The 14,199-nt window shown below is 67.0% G+C and carries 13 protein-coding genes; 8 read left to right on the top strand and 5 right to left on the bottom strand.

Going from position 1 to position 14,199, the window contains the following annotated elements:
• The first annotated feature begins 23 nt into the window (after nucleotides 1-23).
• From tsaB to BLU17_RS05060, 4 genes are read left to right on the top strand one after another with little or no spacing between them, the layout of a single operon-like run.
• A complete protein-coding gene (tsaB, locus tag BLU17_RS05075; RefSeq protein WP_091995413.1) occupies nucleotides 24-863 on the top strand; it encodes a tRNA (adenosine(37)-N6)-threonylcarbamoyltransferase complex dimerization subunit type 1 TsaB in 840 nt (279 codons plus the stop codon).
• The gene (gene rimI / locus BLU17_RS05070) at nucleotides 860-1,354 is read left to right on the top strand and encodes a ribosomal protein S18-alanine N-acetyltransferase (RefSeq protein ID WP_091995411.1); all 495 of its coding nucleotides are present in this window, start codon (nucleotides 860-862) and stop codon (nucleotides 1,352-1,354) included. Before tsaB ends, rimI begins: the two co-directional genes overlap by 4 nt.
• Nucleotides 1,341-2,336, top strand: coding sequence for a uracil-DNA glycosylase (locus BLU17_RS05065; protein WP_091995409.1), 996 nt, complete (start codon nucleotides 1,341-1,343; stop codon nucleotides 2,334-2,336). Before rimI ends, BLU17_RS05065 begins: the two co-directional genes overlap by 14 nt.
• On the top strand, nucleotides 2,333-3,382 hold the full coding sequence (locus BLU17_RS05060; protein ID WP_091995407.1) for a DUF1853 family protein: 1,050 nt from the start codon (nucleotides 2,333-2,335) through the stop codon (nucleotides 3,380-3,382). The genes BLU17_RS05065 and BLU17_RS05060 overlap by 4 nt, the downstream gene beginning before the upstream one ends.
• A 30-nt stretch (nucleotides 3,383-3,412) precedes the next feature.
• Here the strand turns inward: BLU17_RS05060 and thiD are convergent, their stop codons facing one another.
• A complete protein-coding gene (thiD, locus tag BLU17_RS05055) occupies nucleotides 3,413-4,219 on the bottom strand; it encodes a bifunctional hydroxymethylpyrimidine kinase/phosphomethylpyrimidine kinase (protein WP_091995405.1) in 807 nt (268 codons plus the stop codon).
• A 94-nt stretch (nucleotides 4,220-4,313) separates the two neighbouring features.
• Nucleotides 4,314-5,624, bottom strand: a complete 1,311-nt coding sequence (gene lplT, locus BLU17_RS05050) for a lysophospholipid transporter LplT (RefSeq protein WP_091995403.1) — start codon at nucleotides 5,622-5,624, stop codon at nucleotides 4,314-4,316.
• A 219-nt stretch (nucleotides 5,625-5,843) separates the two neighbouring features.
• On the opposite strand from lplT, the gene alr reads away from it, so the two are divergent.
• The 3 genes from alr (at nucleotide 5,844) to BLU17_RS05035 (ending at nucleotide 8,712) form a co-directional block, all read left to right on the top strand.
• Nucleotides 5,844-6,914, top strand: coding sequence for an alanine racemase (gene alr / locus BLU17_RS05045; protein WP_091995401.1), 1,071 nt, complete (start codon nucleotides 5,844-5,846; stop codon nucleotides 6,912-6,914).
• Nucleotides 6,915-6,930: 16 nt separating this feature from the next.
• Nucleotides 6,931-8,307, top strand: a complete 1,377-nt coding sequence (radA, locus tag BLU17_RS05040) for a DNA repair protein RadA (RefSeq protein ID WP_091995399.1) — start codon at nucleotides 6,931-6,933, stop codon at nucleotides 8,305-8,307.
• 141 nt (nucleotides 8,308-8,448) lie between these two features.
• On the top strand, nucleotides 8,449-8,712 hold the full coding sequence (locus BLU17_RS05035; protein WP_176928922.1) for a DUF2866 domain-containing protein: 264 nt from the start codon (nucleotides 8,449-8,451) through the stop codon (nucleotides 8,710-8,712).
• Nucleotides 8,713-8,799: 87 nt separating this feature from the next.
• On the opposite strand, the gene BLU17_RS05030 is transcribed toward BLU17_RS05035, so the two are convergent.
• A complete protein-coding gene (locus BLU17_RS05030; RefSeq protein WP_091995394.1) occupies nucleotides 8,800-10,005 on the bottom strand; it encodes a CaiB/BaiF CoA transferase family protein in 1,206 nt (401 codons plus the stop codon).
• 70 nt (nucleotides 10,006-10,075) lie between these two features.
• Nucleotides 10,076-12,025 (bottom strand): ATP-binding cassette domain-containing protein, encoded by a 1,950-nt coding sequence (locus BLU17_RS05025; RefSeq protein ID WP_091995392.1) that lies wholly within the window; start codon nucleotides 12,023-12,025, stop codon nucleotides 10,076-10,078.
• Nucleotides 12,026-12,173: 148 nt separating this feature from the next.
• Here BLU17_RS05025 and BLU17_RS05020 point away from each other — a divergent pair, with 148 nt between their 5' ends.
• A complete protein-coding gene (locus BLU17_RS05020) occupies nucleotides 12,174-12,656 on the top strand; it encodes a glutathione peroxidase (protein ID WP_091995390.1) in 483 nt (160 codons plus the stop codon).
• A gap of 4 nt (nucleotides 12,657-12,660) precedes the next feature.
• Here BLU17_RS05020 and cls read toward each other — a convergent pair whose 3' ends face one another.
• Nucleotides 12,661-14,103: a cardiolipin synthase gene (gene cls, locus BLU17_RS05015; RefSeq protein WP_091995388.1), complete on the bottom strand. Its 1,443-nt coding sequence runs from the start codon at nucleotides 14,101-14,103 to the stop codon at nucleotides 12,661-12,663.
• Nucleotides 14,104-14,199 lie beyond the last annotated feature (96 nt).

Below are 14,199 nucleotides of genomic sequence, written 5' to 3'. Positions count from 1 at the left end.
GGCGGGGCATTACAATAGCGCTCATGACTGAAACCGTGCTCCTTGCCCTCGATACCTCGACCGAATACTGCTCGGTTGCGCTGCTTCGCGTCGCCGCTGGCGCTTTTTCTTCCGACGAAGGGGCTTCTTCCCCTATCGGGGCCGAACCCGGCTCCGGATCCCGCTCCGAAGTGAGCGTCTGGGTGCGTCATGAGGCGACGGGGGCGGTCTCGAGCACGCGCCTCTTGCCGGCCATCGGCGAACTGCTCGACGAAGCCGGGCTCACGCTCGCCGACTGCGATGCGATCGCGTTCGGCGCGGGTCCGGGCTCGTTCACCGGGCTGCGCACCGCGACGGGCGTGGCTCAGGGGCTGGCGTTCGGCCTCGACATTCCCGTGGTGCCGGTCGGCACGCTGCTCGTCTGCGCGGAGAGCGCACGGCTGCGCGACTCCGCCGCGACACGCGTGCTGGCCGCGCTCGACGCGCGCATGGACGAAGCCTACTGGGCTGACTATGCGTGGGACGCCGCAGCCGGCGACTGGCGCACGCTCCAGGCGGCTTCGCTCGATGCGCCGGAGCATATCGTCGCACCCGAAGCGCCGTTCACGCTGGCGGGCAACGCGGCCGCCGCGTTCGGCGCACGCCTTGCGGCGTCGGCCGCCGCGCGCACGATCGACGCCGAGGCGCTGCCGCACGCGCTGCCGCTCGCCCACGCGGCGCTGCGGGCTTACCGCGCGGGCCGCACACAACGCGCCGACCAGGCCGCGCCCGAATACGTGCGCAACAAGGTCGCGCAGACCACGGCCGAGCGTCTCGCCGCAAAGGCCGCCGCGCAGGGCGCGACGGGCGCCGGGAACGACGAAGGCGGCGAGGGCGGGCGATGAGCGGTGTGCTCATGACCGACCGCTATCTCTCGCCGATGACCGAGAGCGACCTCGACGAAGTCGCGATCATCGAACGCTCGGCATATGAGTTTCCGTGGTCGCGCGGTAATTTCGAAGACTCGCTGCGCAACGGCTACTACGGCCTTTGCATGCGCCACGTCACCGGTACGCTGATCGGCTATTGCGTGCTGATGCCCGTGGTCGACGAGATGCATCTGCTCAACCTGTGTGTCGCGCCACAGGCACAAGGCGCGGGCGCGGGTCTCGCGATGCTGCGCGAGGCCGTGCGCATTGCGCGCGCGCAGGGACTCGAAGGCCTGCTGCTCGAAGTGCGGCCGTCCAACCACCGGGCGATTCGACTGTACGAACAGTTCGGCTTCGTCACGATTGGCCGCCGCAAGAACTACTATCCGGCCCGGCATCACAGCCGCGAGGATGCACTCGTGATGCGTTTTTCTTTTGCAGGGGAGGGCGCGGATGCCGCTCGATGAGATCGCGCTGGAGGAGCTTGGACTGGCGCCGCGCTGGGTGCGCAAGGGCGTGCAGGGCGCGGTGGCCGAAGTCCGGGCGCCGCGTGAAGATGACGCGGCCACGCCAGTGCCCGCGCGCGCGGCCGAGGCCGATCTGGCGGATGCCGAGGCGCAAGCGGCGCGTCCGCTTGGCGAGCCCCCGCTTGCCGAAGTGAGCGCCACTGAGGCGCGAATGGAGCAGCCTGAGCCGACGGAACCGCACCGGTCCGCCGCGCGCACCATGTCGCCTGCGAAGCCCGTTCCGCCTGCGTCCGACGAACCACCGCCTCTCACCGAAGACGATTTCGCCTGGTTTGACGCCGTGGCGGAGCCCATCGTGCCCGCCGCAGTGGCCCCCGCCCAAACCGGCGCCGCCGCACGCGACGATGTCGCGACGCTCGACTGGGACGCGCTCGCCGAGCGCGTCGCGTCGTGTACGCGCTGCCGGCTGTGCGAGAAGCGGACCAACACCGTGTTCGGCGTGGGAGACCGCGAGGCCGACTGGATGCTGATCGGCGAAGCGCCTGGCGAGAACGAGGATCGTCTTGGCGAGCCCTTCGTCGGTCAGGCGGGCAAGCTGCTCGACAACATGCTGCGCGCGCTTTCGCTTGCGCGCGGCGAGAACGTCTATATCGCGAACGTCATCAAGTGCCGCCCGCCTGGCAACCGCAATCCCGAGCCCGACGAAGTCGCGCGCTGCGAGCCTTATCTGCAGCGCCAGGTGGCGCTCGTGAAGCCGAAGATCATCGTCGCGCTCGGCCGCTTCGCTGCACAGAGCCTGTTGAAGACCGACGGCAGCATCGCATCGCTGCGTGGCCGCGTCCACGAATACGAAGGCGTGCCCGTCATCGTCACGTATCACCCCGCGTATCTGCTGCGCAGCCTGCACGACAAGGCGAAGGCCTGGAGCGACCTCTGTCTCGCGCGCGACACCTGGCGCGCGGCGGCGGGCGGCGGGCAATGAACGGCGCGCGGCCTGCGGACGCCGGGGGTGACAGCGGGCCGCGTCATGCCTCTGCGCAGATCGTTCCCGGATTCCATGGCGCCTTCGATACGCTGTCCGACCCGGCCGTGCGCGATCTCGCCTGGCTGCTCTTCAGCGCTGACCTGTTGCGCGCGCAACCTCCCGTGGCTCCGCTCGCGCAGTGGTGGGCCGATGACAAGGAAGCCGGAGCCACGTTCGACTGGCTCGTGCAACTCGACCGCGATCCCGCACGTCTGCACGAAACGCTTGCGGGCGCGCCGACGAACCGCTTGGGACGTTACGCCGAAATCCTGCTCGGCTGGTTCCTCGCAAACGGACCGGCGGCGCGGCTCGTCGCGCAGAACGTGGCGCTGAGGCGCGCCGGGCTCACGCTCGGCGAATGCGATTTTCTCGTGCAAAGCCGTTCGGGCGCGCGCCTGCATTGGGAGCTCGCGGTGAAGTGCTATCTGTATGCGGGCGCTGACCATGGCGCGCGTGCGTCGCTTGCCGAATTCGTCGGACCGGATCTGCGCGATCGCTTCGACTGGAAGCTGGCGCATTTACGCGACCATCAACTCCGTTTGACGACGCGCGAAGCGTTCGCCTCGCTCGGTTACGGCGGACCGTGGCTCGCGCAGATGTTCGTGAAAGGCTGGCTTTTCTATCGGGCGGGGAAGGCGGCGCCGTCACGCATGGAAGATGTGCCCGGGCTAGCCGCCGATCACGGGCGCGGCTGGTGGGTGACGCGTTCGGAGTGGCCGGCGTTCGCCCAGCAACAAGCAGCCGACGGCTGGAGCGTGTTGCCAAGACTCGCATGGCTCGCGCCGCGAAGGCTGGCGGGAGGCGCGATATCCGCGCAAGGCGGCGAGCGCGCGGCGATTGCTTTTCCTGCGCCCCCCGAGGCCATCGCGCCAACGGGCCCGGACGACACCGTGCTCGTCGCCGCATTCGTCGCCGATGGGGCGGGCGGTTATCGCGAGGCGTCGCGCGGCTTCATCGTCCCCGAGGACTGGCCTGCGCGCGCGGCCGAATTCGCGCGTCAATGAAACGCGCGCGATAACGCGTCCGCTCCGCGCTCACCACCAGCGCCAGAAGTGATGCACGGGGCCGACGCCATGGCCCACGTCGAGCCGCGAGCTCGCCTCCAGCGCCGCCGTCAGATACTGCTTGGCCTCGCCGACGGCCGGCGCGAGTGCGCCGCGTTGCGGCCACAGCGCGGCAATCGCCGACGATAGCGTGCAGCCTGTGCCATGCGTATTCGCGACCGGTACGCGCGGGCCGCCGAGGCGCAGCGTGCCGTCCGCTTCGATGAGCCAGTCGGGGCTGTCTTCGCCGCCCAGGTGGCCGCCCTTCATCAGAACGGCCTGCGCGCCGAGCGCGCGCAGCGCTTCGCCTTGCTCGACCATGGCGGTTTCATCGACGGCGGGCGCCACCTCGAGCAAGGCCGCGGCTTCGGGCAGATTCGGCGTGACGATGCCTGCGAGCGGCAGCAGTTCATCGCGCAGCGCGGCCACGGCTTCGGCCGCGAGCAGCGCGTGGTTGCTCTTCGAGATCATCACGGTGTCGAGCACGATGCGCGGCGGCGCATGGCGGCGCAACGCATCGGCAACGGCGCGCACGATCGACGCGTTGGCGAGCATGCCGATCTTCACGGCGTCGATGCGGATGTCGTCGAACACCGCGTCGAGCTGCGCGGTGACAAAGCCCGCATCGGGCGCGTGGATCGCGGTGACGCCGCGCGTGTTCTGCGCGGTCAGCGCCGTGATGACGCTCGCGCCGTACGCGCCGAGCGCGGAGAACGCCTTGAGGTCGGCCTGGATGCCGGCGCCGCCGCCCGAGTCGGACCCGGCGATCGTGAGGACGTTGAAAATCGGTGAGTTCATGGCAGCGTCAGATGCGCGTCGCGCGCGGCATGCCGCCGCGCGTGCGCAGGAAAGAATCGGTTTGGCAGATGAAGCGGCGCGGCACGCCCGCCCATCAGTGCCTGTGATTTTCGCCGATCAGCGCGACCGAGTCGAACGAGCGCTGATTCGCCTGATGGCGGCGCATCACGAGCCACATCATCAGGCAGACGAACGTGCCGAACAGCACGATCACGATGGTCACCGGCACGTCGAGCCAGACGAGCACGGCATAGAGGCACAGCATCACGAGCACCGACAGGTTCTCGTTGAAGTTCTGCACGGCGATGGAGTGGCCCGCCGAGAGCAGCACGTGGCCGCGGTGCTGGAGCAGCGCGTTCATCGGCACGACGAAGAAACCCGAGAGGCCGCCCACGACCATCAGGAAGAGGTAGGCGAAAACCAGGTAGCCCGGAATGCGCAGATGTCCGATATGCAGGCCCCAGTGCGGCGGAAAGAGATGGCGCGTGTAGAACGCCATGAGCATGACGGCGAGACCCATGATGATGCCGACCGGCAGCACCGAGAGCGACTTCTTGAGCGGAATGCGCGCCGCCGCGATCACCGCGCCGGCCGCCACGCCGACGGCCACGACGGCCTGCAGCACCGCGCCTTCCGAAAGCGACATGCCGAGCGAGACTTCGGCCCATTTGAGCACGATGAACTGCAGCGTCGCGCCCGCGCCCCAGAAGAGCGTCGTGACCGCGAGCGAGATCTGGCCGAGCTTGTCGTGCCACAGCGTGTTGAAGCAGTCGGCGAAATCGGTGATGAGGCGGAAGGGGCCGTGCTGCTGGCGCGGATAGCGTGCACCCGTGTCGGGAATGCGCAGATTGAAAAGGGCGGCGATCACATAGATCGCCATGATGACGAGCATGGCCGCCTCGGCGGGCGTGTTGATCGAGGCGGGCGTATGGCGGATCACGTGCGAGGCGATGTGGGGACTGATGAGCGCGCCGCCGAGGACGGTACCGAGGATGATCGAGCCGACCGTGGTGCCTTCGATCCAGCCGTTCGCGGCGACGAGGCGCTCAGGCGGCAGCAGTTCGGTGAGGATGCCGTACTTGGCCGGCGAATACGCCGCCGCGCCGAAGCCCACCACGCCATAGGCGAACAGAGGATGCGTGCCGGCGAGCATCATGGCGCAGCCCACGACCTTGATCGTGTTCGTGATGAACATCACGCGGCCCTTGGGGCGAGAATCTGCAAAGGCGCCGACGAAGGCGGCAAGAACGACGTAGGAGAGGACGAAGAACAGCTTGAGCAGCGGCGTCATCCAGTTCGGGGCGTGGAGATCTTTTAGCAGTGCAATCGCAGCGATCAGGAGCGCATTGTCGGCCAACGACGAAAAAAACTGCGCGGCCATGATGGTGTAAAAGCCTTTTTTCATCTGTTGCGATGCTTTCCTCGCTGCGGTCCGTCCGCCCCGGACGGGTGGGAGGCATCCGGGCTTATTACGTTCGAAATGGGTTGTGCGCAGGGCTTTATATCACGAAAATAGGTGCATTCGGACTAGCACAATCCTTGACCGCCCGTCAGACGGGCCTGCCGGGCACTGAAAACACCCTGTAAGCTCCTGATTCAAAAGCGTCTTTGCGAAAAATCTCCCATGCCGCGCCCCCTCTCAGCAACGATCCACACCGCCGCTCTCGCCAATAATCTCGCCGTCGTCCGCAAGTACGCGCCAAAGTCGAAAATCTGGGCCGTCGTGAAGGCCAACGCCTACGGGCACGGGCTTGCGCGAGCGTTTCCCGGCCTGCGCGCGACGGACGGTTTCGGCCTTCTCGACCTCGAAGAAGCCGCCAAGCTGCGCGAACTCGGCTGGGCGGGACCGATCCTGCTGCTCGAAGGCTTTTTCCGCCCGACCGACATCGACGTGATCGACCGCTACAGCCTCACGACCGTCGTCCATTGCGACGAGCAGATGCGCATGCTCGAAATGGCGCGCCTCTCGAAGCCGGTCAACGTCCAGCTGAAGATGAACAGCGGCATGAACCGGCTCGGCTACACGCCCGAGAAGTACCGCGCCGCGTGGGAGCGGGCGCGCGCCTGCGCCGGCATCGGCCAGATCACACTGATGACCCACTTCGCGGACGCCGATACGCCGCGCGGCGTCGGCGAGCAGATGGAGGCGTTCGAGCGCGGCGCCCAAGGCATTGCGGGCGCGCGCAGCCTCGCCAATTCGGCCGCCACGCTCTGGCATCCTTCGACGCACTTCGACTGGGTGCGGCCCGGCATCATCCTTTATGGCGCGTCGCCGTCCGGCTTTGCTTCGGCGCTCGAAGGCGTGGGCCTGCAACCGGCCATGACGCTCGCGTCCGAGCTCATCGCCACGCAGACCGTCGCCGAAGGTCAGACCGTCGGCTACGGTTCGATGTTCACGGCGCGCAAGCCCATGCGCATCGGCGTGGTCGCATGCGGTTACGCCGACGGCTATCCGCGCGTCGCGCCCGAAGGCACGCCCGTGATCGTCGACGGCGTGCTCACGCGCGTCGTGGGCCGCGTGTCCATGGACATGCTCACCGTCGACCTGACGCCCGTGCACGGCGCGGGCGTGGGCGCGCGCGTCGAACTGTGGGGTGTCAACCTGCCCATCGACGACGTCGCGAGGTCCTGCGGCACGATCGGCTACGAATTGATGTGCGCGGTCGCGCCGCGTGTGCCCGTGCGCGCCGAATAACGCCATGGCAAAGAGCATGGCGAAGGTCAAGACGCTGTACACCTGCACCGAATGCGGCGGACAGGCGCCGAAGTGGCAAGGCCAGTGCCCCGCGTGCGGGGCGTGGAACACGCTGGTGGAGGGCGTGGCCGAACCGGCCGGCGGCCACCGCTTCCAGTCGCTCGCGAAGAGCGCGCCGGTACGGCGTCTCGCCGATATCGAGGCGTCGGACGTACCGCGTTTCACGACGGGCGTGGGCGAATTCGACCGCGTGCTGGGCGGCGGCCTCGTGGCGGGCGGCGTGGTGCTCATCGGCGGCGATCCCGGCATCGGCAAGTCGACGCTGCTGCTGCAATCGCTCGCGCAGATCGCGGCGGAGCGTCGCGCGCTCTACGTGAGCGGCGAGGAGTCGGCCGCGCAGATCGCGTTGCGCGCGCAACGACTGGCGCTGCTCGATCCGGGGTCGATGGCAAGCGAGCTCAAGCTGCTTGCGGAGATCCAGCTCGAAAGAATCCAGGCGACGATCGAGGCGGAAAAGCCTGACGTCGCCGTCATCGACTCCATCCAGACGATCTATTCCGAAGCGCTGACTTCCGCGCCCGGCTCGGTCGCGCAGGTGCGCGAGTGCGCGGCGCAGCTTACGCGCATCGCGAAGCAGTCGGGCACGGCGATCATCATGGTCGGTCACGTGACGAAGGAGGGCAACCTCGCGGGCCCGCGCGTGCTGGAGCATATCGTCGACACCGTGCTGTACTTCGAAGGCGACACGCATTCGTCGTTCCGTCTCGTGCGCGCGTTCAAGAATCGCTTTGGCGCGGTCAATGAGCTGGGCGTGTTCGCGATGACGGAAAAAGGTCTGCGCGGCGTCGCGAATCCCTCGGCGCTGTTTCTTTCGCAGCACGAGCAGAGCGTGCCGGGCTCCTGCGTGCTCGTCACGCAGGAAGGTTCGCGCCCGCTGCTCGTCGAGGTCCAGGCGCTCGTGGATACTGCGCACGTGCCGAATCCGCGCCGTCTCGCGGTCGGCCTCGAGCAAAACCGGCTCGCCATGCTGCTGGCGGTGCTGCACCGTCATGCGGGTATCGCGTGCTTCGACCAGGACGTGTTCCTCAATGCGGTGGGCGGCGTGAAGATCACCGAACCGGCCGCTGACCTGGCCGTGCTGCTCGCCATTCACTCCTCGATGCGTAACAAGGCGTTGCCCAAGGGACTGATCGTTTTTGGCGAAGTCGGCCTCGCGGGCGAGATCCGGCCCTCGCCGCGCGGCCAGGAACGCTTGAAGGAGGCCGCCAAGCTCGGTTTTTCATGCGCGCTGATTCCCCGCGCCAACGCGCCGAAACAGCCGATCGACGGTTTACAGGTGATTGCGGTGGAGCGCCTGGACGAAGCGATCGACCGCGTGCGAGAGCTGGAATGAGCGCGGCGCGGCCATGCGCGAGGCGTGTACTGTCGCGTAATGATTAGTAACAACCCTGGTCGCGACTGTAACCTTTTCGCACGGCGATTTCCCTATCCTTGGCGCGATGTTCAACCCGTGTCCAGCGGAAAGGATAGCGACTTGAAACAGACTGATACGTCCTTCGGCGGTCGTTCGATCGTCGTGCGCGGCTGCCGGGTTTCCGAGCCGCTCATGCAACCTTGGGGCAGCAGTTGCCGAATTGTCGAGTGGATCGACGGTGACGGGCGCATTTCGCGCCGAGTCGTGGCCGAAGACGTGACCGCGGCGGAGGTGCGCAGCACCATCGCGCGCCACGTGGAAGGCCGCAAGTACGTGCTGCATGACGACGAGCGTGCGCCGCGGCAAACACTGCCGCGGCGCTAGACGAAAAAAATGGGCGCTGCGAGGCGCCCATTTTTTATTCGCGCCATCTGTGCCGTTCGTAGTTCGTATATACGGCGCGCGGCGAGGCTAGCCCCAGGGACCGTACGTGAACGGTTTTTTCCCGTCCGGGTCGCGAGGCGCGTCGCTGCCCGGGCCGACCTGGCCGCTTTGCGGCGGCTGTGCGCCGGGCGGGAGCGAGGCCGCCTGCATGCGGGGCGCGGCCTCCTGCTTCTGCGCGGCCATCTCGCCGTCCATCATGGCCTGCAGCACCTCGGCGTTGAAGAGCGGATGACGCGACGCCTCGCCCGGCGTGAGGACCGGCGAGACGCAGCAGTCGATCGCCTCCAGACGGTCGATCCACGTTTGCAGCGACTCCGACTCGATCATCGACGCGAGTTCGCGCGTCATCGCCGCAGCATCCGCGCCGCCGATTGCCTGGCCAAGGCTCCAGTGTCGTTCGATCCAGTCGTCGCGACCGATCGCATGGCAAAGCGTTTGCCAGAATTTCAGCTCCAGTGCGCCGACGGCAAGCCACCGGCCGTCCTGCGTGCGATAGAGGTTGTAGCAGGGCACGCCGCCATTGAGCAGGCCGCCGCCTGGCTGGAGGGCAGCGGCGTCGTCGTTGGCGAGCGCGACCTGGGCGACCACGTTGTGCGCATAACTCGAATGCGTCATTGAAACGTCGACGAAACGGCCTTCACCGCCGCGCGCCACCTGCCAGAGCGCCGCGAGAATCTGCGTGACCGCCGACAGCGCGCCGCCGAGCAGGTCGGCGATCTGGAAGTTGGGCAGCACGGGCATGCCATCGCGCGTGGCGAGCTGGTCGAGCACGCCCGAGTAAGCGACATAGTTGATGTCGTGGCCCGGGTGGTCGGCGAAGGGTCCGGTCGTGCCGTAGCCGGTGATCGCGCAATAAACGAGCTTGGGGTTGGCCTGGCGCAGCGTTTCGTATCCGACGCCGAGGCGGTCCATCACCCCGGGCCGAAAGCTCTCGACCAGCACGTCCGCGTCGCGCGCGAGCGCCAGCAGCACGGCGCGTCCGCTCTCGGTTTTCAGATCTAGCCGCGTTTCCCGCTTGCCGCGATTGACGAGGCGATAGAACGCGCTAGGGCGTGCGGCAACTTCGTCGACGGCGCTTTGCATCATCAGGCGCGCAGCGTCGCCTGCGCCGGGCGGCTCGATTTTCAGCACGTCGGCGCCCATTTCCGCGAGCCGCAAGGTGGCCACCGGTCCGGGCAAAAGGCGGGTCAGATCCAGTACGCGAAGGCCCTGCAATGCGGCGGGTGACGACACTCGTGGCTCCTGGCGATAAGGCGTGGCGAAAAGCGCGGTTGTTGCTATATAGCTGCGGCTAAGGGATGTGCTAGCCGATCTGCTCGAGTTCCTCGTGCGCGTCGAGCCAGTCGGCTTCGAGCGCCTCCAGGCGCGCTGCGACTTCCGCCTGACGGCGAATCGCCTCGGTCAGGCGACCCTTGCGCTCCGGCTCGTAGCTTGCCGGGTCGGCAACGAAGGCGTCGAGCGTGCTCTTTTCGCTGTTGAGCGCATCCATTTCCTTTTCGATCTTGCCGATTTTCGCCTGCAACGGCTTTTTCAGGTGGGCGAGCTTTTGGCGCTGTTCGGCTTCCTGGCGCCGCTGTTCCCTGCGGTTGACGCTGTCGCCCGTAGCGGCCCCATTTGCGCCATTCGCCGTGCCGGACGCCGCTTCCTTGAGGGCCGCGCGTTGCTCGGCCGCATGCTGTAGCAGCCAGTCGCGGTAGTCGTCGAGGTCGCCGTCGAACGGCTGCAGGCGGTGCTTCGCCACCAGCATGAACTGATCGGTCGTGGCGCGCAGCAAATGCCGGTCGTGCGAGACGAGGATCAGCGTGCCTTCGAACTGCGCGAGCGCCATGGTCAGCGCATGGCGCGTTTCGAGGTCGAGGTGGTTGGTCGGCTCGTCGAGCAACAGCAAATTGGGTTTTTGCCAAATGATGAGCGCGAGCGCGAGGCGCGCCTTTTCGCCGCCCGAGAACGGCGCGATGGGCGCCGTGGCCATTTCGCCGGGGAAGTTGAAGCCGCCGAGGAAGTCGCGCAGCTCCTGCTCGCGCGTGTCGGGCGCGAGGCGCGCGAGATGCCGGAGCGGCGAGTCGTCTGGGCGCAGTGTTTCGAGCTGATGCTGCGCGAAATAGCCGATCTGCAGGCCCTTGCCCGCGCGCAGCTCACCGGAGAGCGGCGCGAGCGTGCCCGCCAGCGTCTTGACGAGCGTGGACTTGCCCTGGCCGTTTGCGCCGAGCAGGCCGATGCGCTGGCCGTTCTGGATCGACAGCGTGACGTGCTCGACAATGGGCGTTTCGCTGCCGTTTTCGGCGCGATAGCCGCAGCGCACGTCTTCCATTACGAGCATGGGGTTCGGCGCCGAGTCGGGCGTGCGGAATTCGAACGTGAACGGCGAGCTCGCGTGAGCGGGCGCGATCAGCTCCATCTTTTCCAGCGCCTTCACGCGGCTTTGCGCCTGGCGCGCCTTGGTGGCCTTGGCCTTGAAGCGGTCGACGAAGCTTTGCAGGTGGGCGACCGTTCTCTGCTGCTTTTCATAGGCGCTTTGCTGGAGCGCCAGCTGTTGCGCGCGCAGGATCTCGAACTGCGAGTAGTTGCCGCCGTAGCGCTTGACCTGCTGGTTCTCCAGATGCAGCGTGACGTTGCAGACCGAGTCGAGGAATTCGCGGTCGTGCGAGATCACGACGAGCGTGCCGGGATAGCGATGGAGCCAGTCTTCGAGCCAGACGATCGCGTCGAGGTCGAGGTGGTTCGTCGGTTCGTCGAGCAGCAGCAGGTCCGAACGGCACATGAGTGCCTGCGCGAGGTTCAGGCGCATGCGCCAGCCGCCCGAGAAGCTCGCCACGGGCCGGCGCGTTTGCTCGAGGGTGAAGCCGAGGCCGAGCAGCAGCGCCTCGGCGCGCGCGGGGGCCGTGTAGCCGTCGGCGTCGGCGAAGGCGCCGTGCGCTTCGGCTTCGGCCGCGCCGTCGTGCGCCGCCGCCGCCTCCGCGATGCGCGCCTCGATCTCGCGCAGCGCGGCGTCGCCGTCTAGCGTGTAGTCGAGCGCGGTGCGGTCGACGGCCGGCGTTTCCTGGGCGACGTGTGCGATGCGCCACGACGGCGGCAGCGAGAAGTCGCCGCCGTCCGCGTGCAGTTCGCCGCGCAGTACGGCGAACAGCGTGGATTTACCCGCGCCGTTCGCGCCGACGAGACCGGCCTTTTCGCCGGGGTTCAGCGTGAACGAGGTCTGGTCGAAAAGCGGCTTGGTGCCGCGGGCAAGACTGAATTGGTTGAAGCGGATCACGACGGCGCCAGCGGGAAGAATGCGAAAGAAAGCGCTATTTTAGACTGTGGCGCGCGTTGGCCGGCATCGGCCGAATGGCTAGCCGTTCGGCCGGGTGCGAATTGCGCGCGTTCTCACGTAGACTGGCGCTTTTCCACGGGAGAGCCAGATGACATCGATCTATTCGTTTTCGGCGCAACCGCTAGGTGGTGGCGAGCCGGTCAGCTTCGAGCGGTACGCGGGCAAAGTGCTCCTCGTCGTCAACACGGCGAGCGAATGCGGATTCACGCCGCAGTACGCGGGCCTGCAGAAACTCTATGACCAGTACGCCGCGCGCGGGCTCGCTGTGCTCGGCTTTCCGTGCAACCAGTTCGGCAAGCAGGAACCCGGCGACGCCGCGCAGATCGGCAGCTTCTGCGAGAAGAACTACGGCGTCACGTTCCCGATGTTCGAGAAGATCGACGTGAACGGGGCGAACGCGCACCCGCTTTATCGCTGGCTCACGGGCGAGGCCCCGGGCCTGCTCGGGCTCGAAGGCATCAAGTGGAATTTCACGAAGTTTCTCGTCGACCGCAACGGCAACGTGGTGAAGCGCTACGCACCCGTCACGAAGCCCGAGGCGATCGCGGCAGACATCGAAAGGCAGCTTTGAGCGCCTAAAGAATCGGTGCGAAGAGCCGCGCGAGATGCATCGTGATCTTGCGCCAGGCGGGCGCGTCGCGGTACTCGCCGCGGTCGATCTCGAACGTCTGTTCGAAGTCGCGCAGCAGCATCGCTTCGACCTCGGCCGCGAAGCCGCGGTGCACGGTCAGCACCATGATCTCGAAGTTCAGGCGAAACGACCGGTTGTCGAGGTTCGCGCTGCCGATCGCGGCTGCCACGTCGTCGATCAGCACGACCTTCTGGTGCAAAAAGCCCGGCTTGTAGCGGAAGATGCGGATGCCCGCGCGCACCGCGTCGAAGGCATACAGCGTGGAGGCCTCGAACACCACGTAATGGTCGCGCCGGCTCGGGATCATGATGCGTACGTCCACACCGCGCAGCGCCGCGAGCCGCAGCGCCGAGAACACGGCTTCGTCGGGCACGAGGTAGGGCGTGGTGATCCACAGGCGCTTCTTTGCGGCGTTGATCGCCTCGACGAAGAAGAGCGAGCAGGTCTCCTGGCGATCGGCCGGACCTGTGGGCAAGACGAGGCAGTACATGTCGTCGCCGTCTTGCGGCGCGACCGCGGGCGGCTCGCAGCCGGGCAACTGCTGCGTGGCCCAGTACCAGTCCTCGGTGAAGACGAACTGCACGTTCGCCACGGCCGGCCCGCGCAGTTCGATATGCGTGTCGCGCCAGGGGGAGAGGCGCGCGTTCGAGCCCAGATATTCGGTGCCCACGTTGTGGCCCCCCACGAACGCGCGCTGTCCGTCCACCACGACGATCTTGCGATGGTTGCGGAAATTGAGCTGGAAGCGGTTGACGAAGTGGCGCTTCGTGGAGAACGGATGCACTTCCACGCCGCCGCTCTGCAACTCGTGCACGTAGCTGGCGGGCAGGTCGAACGAGCCGATGCTGTCGTAGAGGAAGTACACGCGCACGCCGCGTTTCGCGCAGCCGAGCAGGATTTCCTTGAGCATGTCGCCGAGCGCGTCGGCGCGCACGATGAAGAACTGCACGATCACATAGTGGCGCGCGTGCTCGATTGCCTCGAAGATGGCCGAGAAGGTCGCCTCGCCGTTCACGAGCGTGCGTACCGAATTGCCCGGCACGAGTGGCATGCCGCCCAGGCGCGCGAATGTCCGGATCACGCGGACACCCAGTTCGTCGGCTGGCCATTCGCCGGTGGAGACGAGCTCGTCCCATTCGGGCGCGTGGGCGCGAGAGCGCAATGTTTCGTTGCGCAGGCGCCGTGCGTCGGCGTAACCCGCAAACTTGCTGCGGCCGAGAAAGAGGTACGGGACGAGCGTGAGGTAGGGCATCGTCGCGAGCGAGACGGCCCAGGCGATCGCGCCCTGCGAGGTGCGCGTGTTGAGAATGGCGTGGCACGCCGCGATCAGCCCGAGCAGATGGACGATCGCGATCAGCGTGCCGAGGTGTGACCAGTCGAATCGCATAGATGCGTGGGACGCTCCCTGGGCCGAAAGCGTCAATCTTACCGAACCCGCTGCGCCGACGGTTATCGTCCCTTTCCTGCACGCGGCGAGACCCGG

The sequence above is a fragment of the Paraburkholderia lycopersici genome, from assembly GCF_900096975.1.
GTDB lineage: Bacteria > Pseudomonadota > Gammaproteobacteria > Burkholderiales > Burkholderiaceae > Paraburkholderia > Paraburkholderia lycopersici.
The sequence above is the reverse complement of the archived record's forward strand: the minus strand, read 5'-3'. Positions and strand labels throughout refer to the sequence as shown.

Coding starts and splice junctions, on each gene's coding strand:
- tsaB (WP_091995413.1), top strand. CDS start 24: ATGACTGAAACCGTGCTCCTTGCCCTCGATACCTCGACCGAATACTGC.
- rimI (WP_091995411.1), top strand. CDS start 860: ATGAGCGGTGTGCTCATGACCGACCGCTATCTCTCGCCGATGACCGAG.
- BLU17_RS05065 (WP_091995409.1), top strand. CDS start 1,341: ATGCCGCTCGATGAGATCGCGCTGGAGGAGCTTGGACTGGCGCCGCGC.
- BLU17_RS05060 (WP_091995407.1), top strand. CDS start 2,333: ATGAACGGCGCGCGGCCTGCGGACGCCGGGGGTGACAGCGGGCCGCGT.
- thiD (WP_091995405.1), bottom strand. CDS start 4,219: ATGAACTCACCGATTTTCAACGTCCTCACGATCGCCGGGTCCGACTCG.
- lplT (WP_091995403.1), bottom strand. CDS start 5,624: ATGAAAAAAGGCTTTTACACCATCATGGCCGCGCAGTTTTTTTCGTCG.
- alr (WP_091995401.1), top strand. CDS start 5,844: ATGCCGCGCCCCCTCTCAGCAACGATCCACACCGCCGCTCTCGCCAAT.
- radA (WP_091995399.1), top strand. CDS start 6,931: ATGGCGAAGGTCAAGACGCTGTACACCTGCACCGAATGCGGCGGACAG.
- BLU17_RS05020 (WP_091995390.1), top strand. CDS start 12,174: ATGACATCGATCTATTCGTTTTCGGCGCAACCGCTAGGTGGTGGCGAG.
- cls (WP_091995388.1), bottom strand. CDS start 14,103: ATGCGATTCGACTGGTCACACCTCGGCACGCTGATCGCGATCGTCCAT.